This window comes from Uniformispora flossi, assembly GCF_049534875.1.
Taxonomy (GTDB): domain Bacteria; phylum Actinomycetota; class Actinomycetes; order Streptomycetales; family Streptomycetaceae; genus Yinghuangia; species Yinghuangia aomiensis.
In genome coordinates, this window is sequence record NZ_JBMULZ010000003.1 from 507,922 (window position 1) to 522,305 (window position 14,384).

Below are 14,384 nucleotides of genomic sequence, written 5' to 3' on the forward strand. Positions count from 1 at the left end.
AGGGAATCCGGTGCGCCTCCGCCTTCGTGCTACCGCCGTACTGCTGACGATCGTGGCCGTGTTCTCCGCGGCCTGCTCGTCCGGCGACGATCCGACCGGCCGCGCCGCCGACCCGGTCGACACGCTCCTCGACCAGGCCCGGACGGCCGCCAAGACCGCGACCGCGGTGCACATGACCGGCACGTGGGTCACCAAGAACGTCGAGTACCAGATCGACATGCGCATCAAGACCGACGGCGCGACCGGCGAAGTCACCACCGCGGGCACCAAGATCGAGCTGCTGCGGGTCGGCGCCGACCTGTTCGTGCGCGGCGACGAGTCCCTCTACGCCCCGCGGGACGGCCGCCAGGACCCCGGCGCGGACGAATCCGCGCAGATGCTGCGCGACAAGTTCGTGAAGGTCCCGCCGGACGATCCGGCGTTCGCCCGGCTGTCCGGGTTCACCCAGCTGCATCCGCTGCTCGACGACCTGTTCCGGCTCGGCGGCAAGGTCAAGAAGGACGGCCGGAAGCACGTGCGCGGCGTCGAGACGCTGATCCTCAGCGGCGACAAGGGCCGCGGCGGCGAGCTGGACATCGCGCTCGGCGATTCCGCGCCGTTCCCGATGCAGTACAGCCCGGGGCCGAACGCGGGCAGGCTCGACCTGTACGAGTACAACCAGGACTTCCCGGTCGGTCCGCCGCCGGGGGACAAGGTCGTCGACTACGGTTCGCTCACCGGCGCGTCGCCCACCGGCAAGCCCGGCACGGACGCGGACGGCGACGGGCCTTCGTCGCCGAGCGGCTCCCCGAAGCCGTCGGGGACGTCGACCAAGAACCCGAGCTGAGCGCGCTAGTCTGCACACGTCTTCTGAGATAAGGATTCTGTCGGTGGATCAGGTACGCGCCCGACGGCGGACGGGTTTCGCGGCGGCGGCGGTCGCCGTCACGGTTCTCGCGGCGGCCGGCTGCAGCGTCGGCAAGCCCGCGCACCGGTCCTTCACCGACCCGAGCGACGAGCCGTCGGTCGGCCTACCGCTCGGCAACCAGGTGGCCGGCCTCGACCCGGCGGCGATCCTGCAGCGCGCCCAAGCGGCCACCGCCGCGGCCGCGTTCGTGCACGTCAAGGGCACGGTCGGGGACGGCGGCAAGAACGCGTTCGCGGTCGACATGAACTTCACCAGCACGGGCAGCGACGGCACCATCAAGCAGGACAGCATGACCGCGCGGGTCACCCGGGTGCAGAACCAGGTGTGGTTCCAGGGCGACTCGCGGTTCTGGTCGGACGTCGGCAGCACCCAGGCCGACGTGGCGAACAACGGCAAGTACGTCCAGGTCCCGGCCAACGACAAGCGGTTCGCGGGCCTGGTCGACAACACGTACATCGAACGTCTGGTCGCGAAGCTGCTCGGGAAGCCGGGCGCGCTGGAGAAGGGCGAGGCGCGCGACGTCAACGGCCGCCGCGCGATCCCGCTGGTGGACAAGGGCGCGGGCGGCGGCACGATCTGGGTCGCCACCGAAGGCGCGCCCTACTTCGTGCGGTTCGAATCCGCCGCGGACGCCAAGGCCCGCGGTTCGGTCGACTTCCTCGGCTACAACGAGCGCACCGTCGTGAACGCGCCGGACCCGGACCAGGTCGTCGACAAGGACCTGTCGCCCGCGCCGACCCGGGGCGGTTCGACGAAGAAGCCGACGAGCGGGTCGAACTCGACGTCCGGCAGCGGCAAGACGCCGGTCGGCACGGCCACCGGAACGGCACCGGGCGGCGGAAGCAGCAGCACGACCCGCGGCGGCACGGCGACGGGCACCAAGAGCACCGGACGGTAGCCCCGGGCGCCGCCCGCTTCCCCGGGGAGGCCCGCCTCCGGCCCCGGGAGCCGCTCAGCGCCCCCGCAGCCGCTTCCCGAACGAGTAGTTGCGCGGTGCGGCGCCGCGGGTCTTCGCCGGGCTGGGCACCGGCGCAGCGGCTTGGGATCCGGCGGGCAGCCCCGCGCCGTGTGCGATCGCGCGGGCCGGGCCGATCCGGACGATCACGCAGTCCCGCGCCCACCGGTCCGGCTGGGCGTCGCCGTCGTGCGCGTTGAGGCGCTCGCCGTGCAGCGCGGCCGCGGCGGCGTCCCACGCGGCCGCTCCGGGCGTCAGGACCGCGACGTCGGCCGCCCAGGCGACCAGCCGCCCGCCCTTGTCCTTGCTCCGGACCGTCACCTCGACCGCGGCGGCCTCGGCGAGCCCCGGCAGGTGCTGCTCGACGCCGCCGCCGGTGCGCTGCTGGAGGACCAGCACGGCGCCGTCGTGCCACACGTGCCACACCGGGCGTGCCGCGTGGCCCGGGACGGCGATCCACACCAGCGCGGACTTCTTTGCGGCCTCCTCGACGAGCGCGGCGTCGAACCAGGCGTCGGCGGTACCGGGGTCGGTCATGGCGCCAGCGTCCCACGCCGGGGCCGCCCGGGGACGCCGCGCGCGGTCCGCGTCTCGCCTGCCGGAACGGTGCATACCCCCCATGGCCGACCTGGTGACCTGCCAGTAACCTGACCGCACGATCCGCATGCAATGGGAGGACCTCATATGGCCGCCACATCGCGTAGCCTGCGTTCCCGCCGCTCCTGTATGGCAGTTCCGGGCAGCAACCCGCGCTTCATCGAGAAGGCCCAGGGCCTTCCCGTCGACCAGGTGTTCCTCGACCTGGAGGACGCCTGCGCGCCGCTCGCCAAGGAGGGCGCCCGCCACACCATCGTCGACGCGCTGAACAACGGCGACTGGGGCGACCGCATCCGCGTCGTGCGGGTCAACGACTGGACCACGCACTGGACGTACCGCGACGTCACCACGGTGGTCGAGGGCGCCGGCGCGAACCTCGACTGCATCATGCTGCCCAAGGTGCAGGACGCCGCCCAGGTCAAGGCGCTCGACCTGCTGCTCACCCAGATCGAGAAGACGGTCGGCCTGGAGGTCGGCAAGATCGGCATCGAGGCGCAGATCGAGAACGCGCGCGGGCTGGTCAACGTCGACGAGATCGCGGCCGCGTCGCCGCGCATCGAGACGATCATCTTCGGCCCGGCCGACTTCATGGCGTCGATCAACATGAAGTCGCTGGTCGTCGGCGAGCAGCCGCCCGGCTACGACACGGGCGACGCGTACCACTACATCCTTATGCGGATCCTGATGGCCGCGCGCATGCACGACCTGCAGGCGATCGACGGCCCGTACCTGCAGATCAAGGACACCGACGGCTTCCGCCGGGTGGCCGGCCGCTCCGCCGCGCTGGGCTTCGACGGCAAGTGGGTGCTGCACCCCGGCCAGATCGACGCCGCGAACGAGGTCTACGCGCCGTCCCAGGCCGACTACGACCACGCCGAGATGATCCTCGACGCGTACGACTGGTGCACGTCCGAGGCCGGCGGCAAGAAGGGCGCCGCGATGCTCGGCGACGAGATGATCGACGAGGCGTCCCGCAAGATGGCGCTGGTCATCTCCGCGAAGGGCCGCGCCGCGGGCATGAACCGGACGAGCAAGTTCGAGCCGCCGCAGAGCTGAGCACGACCGGAGGCCCCGGCGCGCCCCGTGCGGGCGCGCCGGGGCCTCCGGCTTTCCGTCGTCCCGTGTTCCGGCCCGCCCGGGCCCCGCTCTGCCCCCGCCCGGTCTCAGGCCTTGCCGAGCGGCAGCACGACCCAGACCGCCTTGCCGCCGTCCTCGGTGCGCTGGATCTCGGTGATCCCGTCCGCCTCGGTGACCACCTCGTGCACCACACCGAGCGCGTCGGGGGTGCGGGCCGCGGGCGGCCGCGGGTCGGCGTCGTGCACGCCGACGCCTATGTGGCCGTCGCCGAGGACCATCGTCAAGGTGAACGACGGGGTGAGCCGGTCGGCGTTGCGGACCGAGTTCGCGGCCAGCTCGGACACGATCAGGCGCAGGTCGTACTCCAGGTCCGCGTCCGGGAACACACCCCAGTCGGCCAGCGTGTCGCTGAGCAGCCGGCGCGCCCGGGGGACGGACGCCGGTGCCGGACTGAGCTGTTCCGTGCGGTGCCGGGCCCGCGAATCGGCGGTCATGTGGGGTCCTCACACGGCTTGGGAGGCCCGCCAGGGCCGGTGCGGACAGGCAGCACGGACTAGCATGGCCCGCCCGGAGATCATGCCGCAACGCGTTCCCGCATCCGGATGCCGATCCGCGGACACCCCGTGGGGGCGCCTCGTGGCGCCGTGCGTGACCTGCGACAACGCGGGAACGCGGGTCTGCGCGGGTAGAACCGGGGGCGTTTCACCGTCCGGCGGGGTGTCCCGCGGCGCGGAACGGGCACTATTCGGGTGCGCGGCCCCGGGGTGCCGCGGCCGCCCGCACGGCATCCGAGCACGACCTCCGCAGCGCCTGCAGCACCACCAGAGCACCCGAGCACCACGAGCATTCGACCCGAGCGAACTGGACCCACCGATGAGCGCCATGCGATCCCGGGCCCCCGGCGGCGGGGACGCGCGCGATCCGCGGCCCGGTCGTCGGCAGGTGCGGCGGCTGCCGTTCACGTCGGCCTCCGGGGCCGTCGGCCGCTCCCGCACCTTCCTGCGCACGTCGATGCAGGCGTACGGCTGGCTCCCCGCCCCCGACCAGCCCACCGAACTCGCCGCCGACGACATCCTGCTGGTCGCCGTCGAACTGGTCACCAACGCCTGCCTGCACGGCGGCGGCCCGGTCGAACTGCGGATGATCGTCACGGACGGCACGGTGCGCATCGAGGTCGACGACCGCAACGACCGGACGCCGGAACCGCGCAGCCCCTTCGAGGGGCCGCGCGCGGGCGGCCACGGGCTGCACATCGTGCGGCGGTTGGCCCGCGAGTGGGGCGTGCAGGTGCACAGCGGCTTCCGCAGCCGCGGGAAGACCGTGTGGGCGGAACTGGTGGCGCCGGACCGCGCCGAGGAGGAGAAGCGCGCCGAGAGCGACGAGGGGCCGGGCGCGGAGATCTGAGGCTCGGCCGCTTCCGCGGCGGCCGATACCGCGGCGGGCGGGGCCGATTGCGGCCGCCGAACGCACGAAGGCAGAGCGCACCGAGGGGGAAGCACCGAGGCCGGGCGGGCCCCGAAGGGTCCGCCCGGCCTCGGCCGGTGGTCGTCCGGCGCCGCGTCCGTCACCTCGCCGACGGACCGCCGCCGGTCACCGGAGGAACCGACGTGCGTCGACTACCACTTGACGGTGATCGGCGCGATCGCGACCTTGTCGAACTTGAACGACGTGTCGATCTCGGCGGCGGTGATCGAGTTGACCTTGGTGCTGGTCACCAGGATGTAGGTGCAGAACTTGCCGTCCGAACCGGCCCACGCGGCGGAGAAGTTCGCCACCGGGGTGGTGCCGTTGACGCCGATGATGGCGACCAGCGTGTTCGGCGTGAAGTTCTCGCCGGTGACCTTGACGAACGACCACGGCCGGATGCTCGTCTTGCTCAGCGTGATCTTCCGCTGCGGGACCGGGATTTCCTTCTTCTTCACGGTGATCGGCGCGGTGGCGCTCTTCGCGCCGTTCGTCACCTTGACCGTGTAGGAGCCGTCGGCGGTGCCGGCCGCGACCGTCACGCTGCCGCCGAGCTTGCCGTCCGCGGCCACCGCGAGGGTGTTGGCGGAGATGCCGGCCGGGTTGCAGTTCGCGCCGGCCGCGTCGCACAGCTCGGGCGTGGCCGGGGTGTTCGGGGCCCAGTTGACGCCCGCGAGGGCGGTGCTGCCGCCCGGCTCGACGGTGCCCGGGTCGGCGCTGAGCGTCGGCACCTCGGGCTGCGGGGTCTTGACCGTCACCGTCTCGGCGACGCCGCCGCCGGAGGTGATGTCGCACGGCGTGACCTGGGTGAGGTTGTACGACGGGATGAAGACCGTCGTGACCAGCTTCACCGGGGTGAACGTCACGTCGCCGGCCGCGGTCGCCGGGATGGTGAGCTGCCCCGCGTACGGCGGCGGGGTGATCGGCGCGTTCTGCGCCACGTCCATCGTGGTGGTCGCGCCGGTCACGGTGACCGTGCCCGACGCGCCGCCGCCCAGCTGGAGGGTTATGGACGGGGTGACCTGCACACCGGTCAGCGGGACGGGGCTGGTCGCCGGGCTGGCGCCCAGCTTGACGTTCGCGGTGACCGACGCGCCCGGGTCGGCGGGGTTGGGCGTGACGGACAGGTCGATCTGCTGGGGACCCGTGAAGTGCTTGTTGAGCGCTTCGACGAAGCAGTCCACGGTCGGGGTGATCGTGCCGGCGGAAGCCGCCGGGGCGATGGCCATCAGGCCGGTCGCCATGATCGCGCCCGCACCGAGTCCGGCCGCGAGACGCCTGACAAGTGAGGTCATGGGTTGAAGCTCCCTTCTGGAGGAGCCGTCGCGTCCGCGTGGCGCCGAACGTACGGCTGTTCGGGCGCCCGCGCCTGCCGCCGGCGAGGTACTTGCGGTGGCCGGGGCGCCGTTCGTGCCGAGAACCGGGGGAGTGCGACCGTGGGCTCCCGACCCCTGTTCGGGAGCCTCGCGGCCGCACGACTGGAACGTGTTACAGAAGTGGGGCGGGGATATTCAGTCGTGGATGCGCTCCGAAGTCAAGCCCGAAATTACCCCCGGTAACACCCCATTCCGTTGGCTCGCAAGCCGCTGACCTGCGGTGACACGTGTCGAATGCGGACGGACTCACAATCCGCGCTATTTCCGGTGATCACGAAAAAACCGCGGGGGTGAGACGCGGACAATGTCTGCGTCTCACCCCCGCGGCCGACGTGCGGGTCGCGAGCGGCTCAGATGAGCGTCAGCGTGAGCGTCGCCGTGTAGGTGCCGGCGAGCTGGAAGCCCGGCACGCTGAGCGACAGGTTCGCGTCGCCGGAGAACTCGCCGCCGCTCGGCTTGCCGGGCGTGGTCTGCGCCGGCATGCCGCACAGCCGCGCGCCCGACACGGCGCCCGCGGTGCCGGTCAGCACCGGGCTGGGCGAGTCCGGGTTGACCACGGCGCAGGCCGGCGTCCAGGCGAGCTGGGCACCCGGGATCGCGCCGTTCCGCTCCGACTTGAAGTCACCGATCTGCCCAGTGAGTTCCCAGCCGAGTGTGCCGCCGCGGAAGTCCTGGACGACGACCTGGTTGAGCTTGCCGTCCATGCTCTGCGGCTTGCCGTTCAGGGTGATCGGCGACAGCTGGATCCGGGTGGGTGCACCGTTCTGCTTGAAGCCCAGCGCGCCCGGTTCCACGTTGCCACCGGTGTTGCCGCCGCCCCCGCCTTCCACGGTGAACTTCGCAGCGACGGCCTTGGTGATGTCGGTGCCCTCGGCGGCGGCGATCTGGTCGGTCTGCGCCTTGGTCACGGTGATCTGCCCGGTGAAGGTGCCGTCCGGGCCGGACTTGAGGAACGCCAGGTCGAACGTCGGCTGCTGGTCCTTGTCGATGCCCGCGAGCGAGATGTCGACGTTGGGGGTGTAGCCGGTGCCGTGCACGGTGACCACGGTGCCCAGCGGCCCGTGGTTCGGCGTCAGCGTGACCGCCCGGTTGTTCGGCGCGGGCGCGTCGACGGTGAGCGGGGCAGTCGCCGACGAGGTGCCGATGACCACCTTGACCGTGCGGGCGCCTTGCGGCGCGGTGGGGGCGAGCGTGGCATTGCCGCTCAGTTGCCCGTCCGGCGCCACCGCAAGGGTGTTCGCCGAGAACGCGGCCGCGTCGCACGCCGTGCCGTCCGCCGCGCACAGCTGCACGGCAGCCGAACCGGCCCCGACCTGCGGCCAGTTGACGCCGGACAGCGCCACCGCGTCGCCCGCCTTGACCGGGTTGGGCGCCGCCGCCAGCGTGGCGGGCGGCGGGGTCGGGATGCCGGCCTGCATCGTCGTGGACACGCCGGGCGTGCCGGAGACGGTGCACGGCGAGGTCTGCGCGATGAGTTTGAGCGAGTAGTCGCCCGGCGTCAGGTCGATCTTGCCGTTCGCGGTGACCGGGAACGTGCCCGTCATGTCGGAGACCTGCACGACCGCCGGAGGCGCGCCCGCGCTCGGGTTCTTCTTCGGGCCCGTCATCGTCACCGTGCCGGTCTGCGCGCCGGACAGCTTGACCACACCGGTCGGCGTGACGGTGTCCGCGAGCAGGACGACGAGCGGCATCTGCGGGTTCCGCGGGTACTGCTTCCAGCGCCACGTCACGGTCACCTGGTCGCCCACGTTGTAGTAGGCCTTCTCCGGGCTGACCTCCAGGGCCACTTCCGGCTTCCATCCGTAGTTGGCGCCGTTGGTGACCTGCTTGCAGTTGACGTCGTACTGGATCGGGTCCGCCCACGCGGGCGCGTTGTTGCGCACCTTGAGCGGGGTGGTCAGCGAGGTCGCGCCGGAGGTGACACGCAGCGCGTAGTCGCCCTCGGACGCGGTCCGCGGGATCGACACGCTGCCCGTGAGTGCGCCGTTGGCGTCGACGGCGACGCCGGTCGCGGGCGCCTTCGCCGGGTCGCACGCGGTGCCGTCGGCCGCGCACAGCGCCACGGCGGGTGCCGCGCCGCCGGCCGGCCAGTTCGCCCCGGTGATCCGGAACGGCGAGCCGCCGGGCCGGACTTCGCCGCGGCTCACGCCGAGCGAGGCGGGCAGGATGCTGCCGTCGACCTGGAGGGTCGTGGACACGCCGGGCGTGGTCGTGGCGTTGCACGGGGTCTCCCACGTGCCGACCTGGTGCGCGACGTTCTTGTAGCTGCCGGGCGACAGGTTGATCGCGCCCGGCTTGGTGATGGTGAGCGTGCCGGTCATCGTGGACAGCCACAGGGGCTGGCCGCTAGGCGTCGACGCGTTCTTCTGCGGGCCGGAGACGTTGACGGTGCCGCCTTGGGCACCGGACACGTTGACGGTTCCGAACGGCTGGACCGAGTCGGCGTTCACGGTCACACCGGACGGGTTGCTGGCCGCGGCCTTCCAGTTCCAGGTGACGGTCACCTGGTCGCCGACCGCGTACAACGGCTTTGCCGGGCTGACCGTCAGGTCGACCTGGGCCTGGAAGTCGAACGGGCTGCCGCCCACACTCGGCGGCGTGCAGTGCACGTTGTACGCCACGGTCGCGGCCTGAGCGGCCGGCGACCCCAGCGTGACAACTGCCCCGACGGCCATGGCGGCGGTCCCCACGACCGCCGCCAAGGACTTCGCGGGTTTGCGCATAGAGAGCTGTCCCTCCTCGGGATCCGTGCCCGGCCCGCCCCGGGGTGAGCGGTCCGGATGCACGGCCTCGCGGACTCCGCACGGCAGGCCGCTGCGGGCCGGCCGAAGGGCCGAAATGCCGTGCCGCGGACGGCCGGTCGCTCGGCCGGGCGAGCCCGGCCGAGTAGGGGTGACGCCGTCGGCGCGGGGCGGCCCGGCGCCCCACACGCCGGATCCCCCCGAAGACATACTGAAACGTGTTCCAGTAATGAGTCCTGCTTATTCAGCGATGACTCGGGTCGCGAAGTCAATACCGTCCCGCTGGTCAGATGAGCGTCAGCGTCATCTCCGCGGTGTAGTCGCCCGCCGGAGTCCCCTCCGGGACGGCGAGGTTGAGCGACGCGCCGACTCGGAACTTGCCGCCGGTCAGCTCTCCCATGCTCGGGTTCTGCCGGCACAGCAGCTCGGGATAGCCCGCGGCGGTGCCCGGCAGACCGCCCATGACGGCGCTCGGACTGGTCACCGTAGGCGCGCAGTTCGGTACCACGGTCACCCGGTCCGCGGGGATGCGGCTGCCGTCGATGGCGACGAAGTCGTCGATCTGCCCGGTGAGCGTCCAGCCGAGCGTGCTGTTGCGGCCGTCGACCACGGTGACGGGCTTGAGTTCGCCCTGCACGAACTGCGGTCCCCCGCCGGGGGCGAAGGGGGCCATCGTCACGCCGTCCTGGATCTGCATGATCAGCGGGCCGGGCGGCGGTGGCGTCTTGGGCTCCGCCGGAGGCTGGTCGCCGCCTGCGGGACTCCCGCCGTCCCCACCGATGGGGAAGCCGGACGCACCGGCCGTCGGCAGACCGCTCGGCAAGCCCGTGGGATCTCCGGTGGCGCCCGGCGTGCCGGTGGCACCCGGGCTGACGGAGGCGCCGGGGGTGCCGCTCGCGCTTGCGCCGGGGCTGGGGGACTGGCCGGGGGTAGGGGTGCTGCCGGGGGTGTCGGCGACTTGGAGGGACAGGGCGACGGCGGCCGGCGTTGTCGGAACACACGGCGTCGGGCGACCCAGCCACTTGTTCTCGATCACGTACCCGGCCGGTGCCAGATCGATCTTCCCAGCCTTCGCGACGGTGAGCGTCCCCGTCATGTCGGCGACCGCGAGCGGCTGGGCGCCCCAGGTCGCCGGGTTCTGCTGGGGGCCGATGACGGCGACATCGCCGGTCTGCGTGCCGGTCAGCTTGACCGTGCCGCTCGGCTTCGCCAGGTCCTTGCCGGCCAGCACCCACGAAGACGGGTTCCGAGGCGGCGTCTTCCAATGCCAGGTGACGGTCAGCTTGTCGCCGACCGCGTACGCGCTCTTCTGCGGCGCGACGCTCAGTTCGATTTGTGGTTGCCAGGTGAACTTGCCGCCGTTGCCCATCGGCGGATCGCATTCCACCGTCGTACTCACCGCCGCCGCGTATGCGGGTGGTGCCACGGGGCCGAATCCGGCAACAGCGACGACGATTCCGAGGGCGACGGGTATCCCGGTGCGCCGGAGAGCCATGCTGCGGACGCTCCCTTCCTGCATGCCGAGCGCGTGCACCCCTGCCGCGCGGGCGGACGGGCCGACGGGGAAGGGGGGTGTGCGGGCGACCTTACTGACTGACGGTCGAACAGCAATTCACGCGGGTCTCCTGACGGCATGTCAAGGCGCATGCCCCGCACGCGATACACGCGTTGGGTGACGAATCGGTGCCCAGGAACGGGGCATTCCCCATGCAAATACGCGAATCCGTACACGTGTCACCAAAAATCCCGCGGCCCGGCTCCCGGTCGCGGGGTTCGGCAAACCCCTCGAATCACCTCGTTGTGGTGACACGTGTCGATCGGCTTCGCTGGGCGGGTCATGTGCCAAGCGCCTTGTCGATACGGCGATTTCCCAGGTCGCGGCCGATACGGAACCGTTTTCCGACGCCGCGGTTTTTTCTGTCGATCGCTGTTGTCCGCTGATGTTACTTGTCGTACCGTCACCCAAGGATCTGACATGCCATCAATGACTGGCACAGTCTTGATGTCTCTCGGGGTGCGGACGGGCAAGGGCTTCGATCAAGGGAGCCCCTGGTCAACTCACCCGGGCCTGTGCGTATGTGCGGGCCGTCGAGTCCGTTCCGGGCCCAAACCTGGGGGGTCGGTGCGGGTGGACGATCGCGGTTCCACCACGCGGAGCCGCGAACGGTCCGTGCAAGACGAGAACGCCGGTACGGCCGGGCCGAGAGCACGCCGTCGGCCGCAGCGCCGTCCGACACGACAGGCAAGTCCCCGAAGGGAGAACCACTCCATGGCGAAGCCCCTCACGCGGGCCGCGAGCGGTATCGGCGCGGTCGCGCTGGCGACCGGCGCGTTCCTGGCAATGGCGCCGCAGGCGTACGCGGGCGAGATCAACGCGAAGGTCACCTGTGACGTTCCGATGGTCGGCTCGAAGTCGGCGCAGCAGAGCATCAAGGTCGATGCCCCGGCGAGCGCCGCAGCCGGCACCGAGATCAGTGTCACGGTGACGCTGGGCCCGAGCCCGGCGACCAGCCCCGTGGCGATGCAGAACGTCAAGGCCACCCCGTCGATCGATTTCAAGATCGGCAGCTCCACGGTGACGGTGACCGGCGGCGTTTCGACTGTCAACTTCGAGGCGGGCAAGCCGATCCAGGCACCGCCCTACACGGGCAAGCTCAAGATCCCGGCCGGCGCCACGGGCTCCATCGACCTCATCCCGGTCAAGATGTCGACGTTGGCCGACGTGTCCGGCGTTGGCAAGCTGACGACGCCCTGCACGGTCGAAGGCGGCGGTTCGGTCGCCAAGATCACCATCAGCGGCTCCGGCTCGAGCACGACCACGTCCGGCGGTTCGTCCACGACGACCTCCGGCGGCTCGAGCACGACTTCGTCGGGCAGCTCCACGTCCGGCGGCTCGAGCACGACCTCGTCGGGCGGCACGAGCGCCGCCGCGGGTTCGTCGACCACGACCACCGGTGACTCACTGCCCAAGACCGGCCCGCTGGACGACGCGCTCTCCATGGGCCTCGTCGGCGGCACCGTCGGCCTGCTGGGTATCGGCGCGGTTCTCGTCGCCACCCGCAAGGTCCGCAACTCCCGCAACGCCGCGGCCTGATCCCAGGCCCGTCCACGGGCGTGAGCGCCGTGTCCCCGAGCCCTCAAGGGGTGGGCTCGGGGACACCGCTTACGCCCGCGGAACTCTGTTTCTTTCGCCACGGAACGAGCCGGGCGTGCCGGCCTCTCGCGCACACGCCGCGCGCGACGCGGGCCGAAGTCTTGACTTCACGGGCACGTGGCGGCATCAATGGCTCGCCTGGTTTCTGAAACAGGTTCCACCCCGCACGTCGGCCCGCTCCGCTACCGCACGACCACGGAGCGGGACGCGAGACGGCCGCCTCGGCCGTGTGCGACGGAAATTCGAGGCGACCGTCCCAGGACGGCACCGGAGTACCCGAGTTCATGGTAGTGCGCTCGCGGGATCCGCTCCGGTGCGGTGTTCGACTGCCACCGCTCCCCGGCGGCGGCAGCAGCCCCTGGAAGGGAGTACCACCCCGATGTTTGAACCCCGTAAGAAGGTCGCTGCGGGCCTCGGTGCCGCAGTGATCGCGGGAAGCGCGGGCCTGGTCGCCATGGCCCCCGCAGCGCTCGCGGGTACCACCACCGTGAACGCGGTCTGCAACGTCCCCGTCATCGGCACCAAGACCGGTCCCCAGGACATCAAGGTCGACCTGTCGCCGACGACGGGCGCCGGCGGCACCACGGTGACCGCTTCGGTGGACATGGGCCCGCCGCCGATCACGAGCCCGTTCGCCATTGCGAACGCGTCCGCCCAGAGCACGCTCACGCTGCAGATGTCCGGTGCGGCCACCGGGACGGTCGACCTGCCCGGCCCGAAGGTCAACCTGGACATCCCGGCGAACATCGCGATCGACCCCGCGCCGTACACCGTCACGTTCCAGATCCCGGCCGGTGCCGGCGTCGGCGACATCACCTTCACGCCGGTCAGCTCGCAGAACCTCACCACCCTGCCGGGCTTCGGCGACCAGGTCGCGCCCTGCACCTACACCGGTGGGGGCTCCATCGGCACCTTCACCGTGAAGGCGCCGCCGGCCGACCCGACGCTGGTCGCGGCGCCGGGCAGTGTCGAGCAGAACAGCCAGCTCGGCCTGACCGGTACCAAGTGGGAAGGCAACATCACCAAGGTTTCGCTGTGCGACGCCGCGGGTGCGAACTGCCAGGCCCTGCCTGCGCAGCTCTACAGCCTCAACGTCGCCAACGGAAACCTGACCGGTGGCGTGCAGATCGTCGACCAGGTCCCGCCGGGCACCTACACCGTCAAGGTGGAGTCCGACGCGCCGCAGAGCAAGACGAGCAACAGCTTCACCGTGACCGGCGTTCCGCCGGTGACGGCGTCGGCCAGCCCGTCCTCGGGCGACCTCGGCCAGGCGACCGTCGTGTCGGGTGACAACTGGGTCAAGAGCGGCAACGTGACGCTCCAGGGCCAGACGTCGAACGGCACCGCGACCACCGACGCGCCGGTCACTGTCGCGACGGACGCGAACGGCCACTTCTCGTCGCCGTACACGGTGAACGACAAGAACACCGCCAAGATCAACGTCTCGGGCGGCGGCAAGTCGGCCAACGCGGCCTACACGCCGAAGTTCGGCCAGCAGCTCGCGCAGAACACCTCGGGCACCGTCAACTCCGGCGGCCTGAGCTTCCAGCAGGCCGCGGCCGGCATCCAGCTCTCGCCGATCACGCTGAACGGCAAGCCGCAGACGATGACCGGTGCGCTGAACCAGGTTGCGGTCCAGGACTTCCGTGGCGACGTCCTCGGCTGGGACCTGACCGGTCAGATCACCGACTTCACCAACCCGGAGAAGGGCGGTGTCATCCCGGCGAACTCGTTCTCCTGGAAGCCCGCCTGCGCGGTGACGAACCCGGCTTCGCCGAGCCAGGTCGTGACCGGTTCCGAGGGCAACGTCGGCCTGCTGTGCAAGCAGAACGCGAACGCTCCGGGCGTCGTGTCCGGTGGTGAGTTCACCGCCGACGCGTCGACCAAGCTCGCGGTCCCCGCGTGGCAGCTGTCCGGCACCTACACCGCCACCCTCACGCTCACCCTGATCTGATCCCCGCGATCCGATCGCGAGCGACGCAAGGACTCCCGGCCGGTCTTCCGGACCGGCCGGGACCCTGAACGGCCTTGAGGTCCGGTGCCGGATGGCGGGAGCCACCCGCTGTCCGGCACCGGCGCTTCCGGGCCGCTGCGGATCGGCGCAGAGCGGAGG

At 71.3% G+C, this 14,384-nt stretch carries 11 protein-coding genes; 6 read left to right on the plus strand and 5 right to left on the minus strand.

Annotated features, from left to right (window positions below):
• Positions 1–10 precede the first annotated feature (10 nt).
• The gene (locus ACPA54_RS09500; RefSeq protein WP_423528230.1) at positions 11–826 is read left to right on the plus strand and encodes a hypothetical protein; all 816 of its coding nucleotides are present in this window, start codon (positions 11–13) and stop codon (positions 824–826) included.
• Positions 827–869: 43 nt separating this feature from the next.
• Positions 870–1,805, plus strand: a complete 936-nt coding sequence (locus ACPA54_RS09505; RefSeq protein WP_423528231.1) for a hypothetical protein — start codon at positions 870–872, stop codon at positions 1,803–1,805.
• 54 nt (positions 1,806–1,859) lie between these two features.
• Here the strand turns inward: ACPA54_RS09505 and ACPA54_RS09510 are convergent, their stop codons facing one another.
• Complete coding sequence (locus tag ACPA54_RS09510; protein ID WP_423528232.1) at positions 1,860–2,399, minus strand: hypothetical protein; 540 nt, start codon at positions 2,397–2,399, stop codon at positions 1,860–1,862.
• 147 nt (positions 2,400–2,546) lie between these two features.
• Between ACPA54_RS09510 and ACPA54_RS09515 the strand changes: the two genes are divergently transcribed.
• Positions 2,547–3,515 (plus strand): HpcH/HpaI aldolase/citrate lyase family protein, encoded by a 969-nt coding sequence (locus tag ACPA54_RS09515; protein WP_345675967.1) that lies wholly within the window; start codon positions 2,547–2,549, stop codon positions 3,513–3,515.
• Positions 3,516–3,622: 107 nt separating this feature from the next.
• On the opposite strand, the gene ACPA54_RS09520 is transcribed toward ACPA54_RS09515, so the two are convergent.
• Positions 3,623–4,030, minus strand: a complete 408-nt coding sequence (locus ACPA54_RS09520; protein WP_423528233.1) for an ATP-binding protein — start codon at positions 4,028–4,030, stop codon at positions 3,623–3,625.
• Between the two features lie 379 nt (positions 4,031–4,409).
• On the opposite strand from ACPA54_RS09520, the gene ACPA54_RS09525 reads away from it, so the two are divergent.
• Entirely contained in the window at positions 4,410–4,940 is a 531-nt protein-coding gene (locus tag ACPA54_RS09525) for an ATP-binding protein (protein ID WP_345675969.1), read from the plus strand.
• A gap of 212 nt (positions 4,941–5,152) precedes the next feature.
• Here the strand turns inward: ACPA54_RS09525 and ACPA54_RS09530 are convergent, their stop codons facing one another.
• From ACPA54_RS09530 to ACPA54_RS09540, 3 genes are all read right to left on the minus strand, one after another.
• Entirely contained in the window at positions 5,153–6,295 is a 1,143-nt protein-coding gene (locus ACPA54_RS09530) for a hypothetical protein (protein ID WP_423528234.1), read from the minus strand.
• Between the two features lie 431 nt (positions 6,296–6,726).
• Positions 6,727–9,099: a hypothetical protein gene (locus ACPA54_RS09535; RefSeq protein WP_423528235.1), complete on the minus strand. Its 2,373-nt coding sequence runs from the start codon at positions 9,097–9,099 to the stop codon at positions 6,727–6,729.
• A gap of 304 nt (positions 9,100–9,403) precedes the next feature.
• Positions 9,404–10,612 carry a hypothetical protein gene (locus tag ACPA54_RS09540; protein WP_423528236.1) on the minus strand — a complete coding sequence of 403 codons (1,209 nt, stop codon included), beginning with the start codon at positions 10,610–10,612 and terminating at the stop codon, positions 9,404–9,406.
• Positions 10,613–11,386: 774 nt separating this feature from the next.
• Here ACPA54_RS09540 and ACPA54_RS09545 point away from each other — a divergent pair.
• Together ACPA54_RS09545 and ACPA54_RS09550 are read left to right on the plus strand one after the other, a co-directional pair.
• On the plus strand, positions 11,387–12,211 hold the full coding sequence (locus ACPA54_RS09545; protein ID WP_423528237.1) for a hypothetical protein: 825 nt from the start codon (positions 11,387–11,389) through the stop codon (positions 12,209–12,211).
• Positions 12,212–12,650: 439 nt separating this feature from the next.
• On the plus strand, positions 12,651–14,225 hold the full coding sequence (locus ACPA54_RS09550) for a hypothetical protein (RefSeq protein ID WP_423528238.1): 1,575 nt from the start codon (positions 12,651–12,653) through the stop codon (positions 14,223–14,225).
• Positions 14,226–14,384 lie beyond the last annotated feature (159 nt).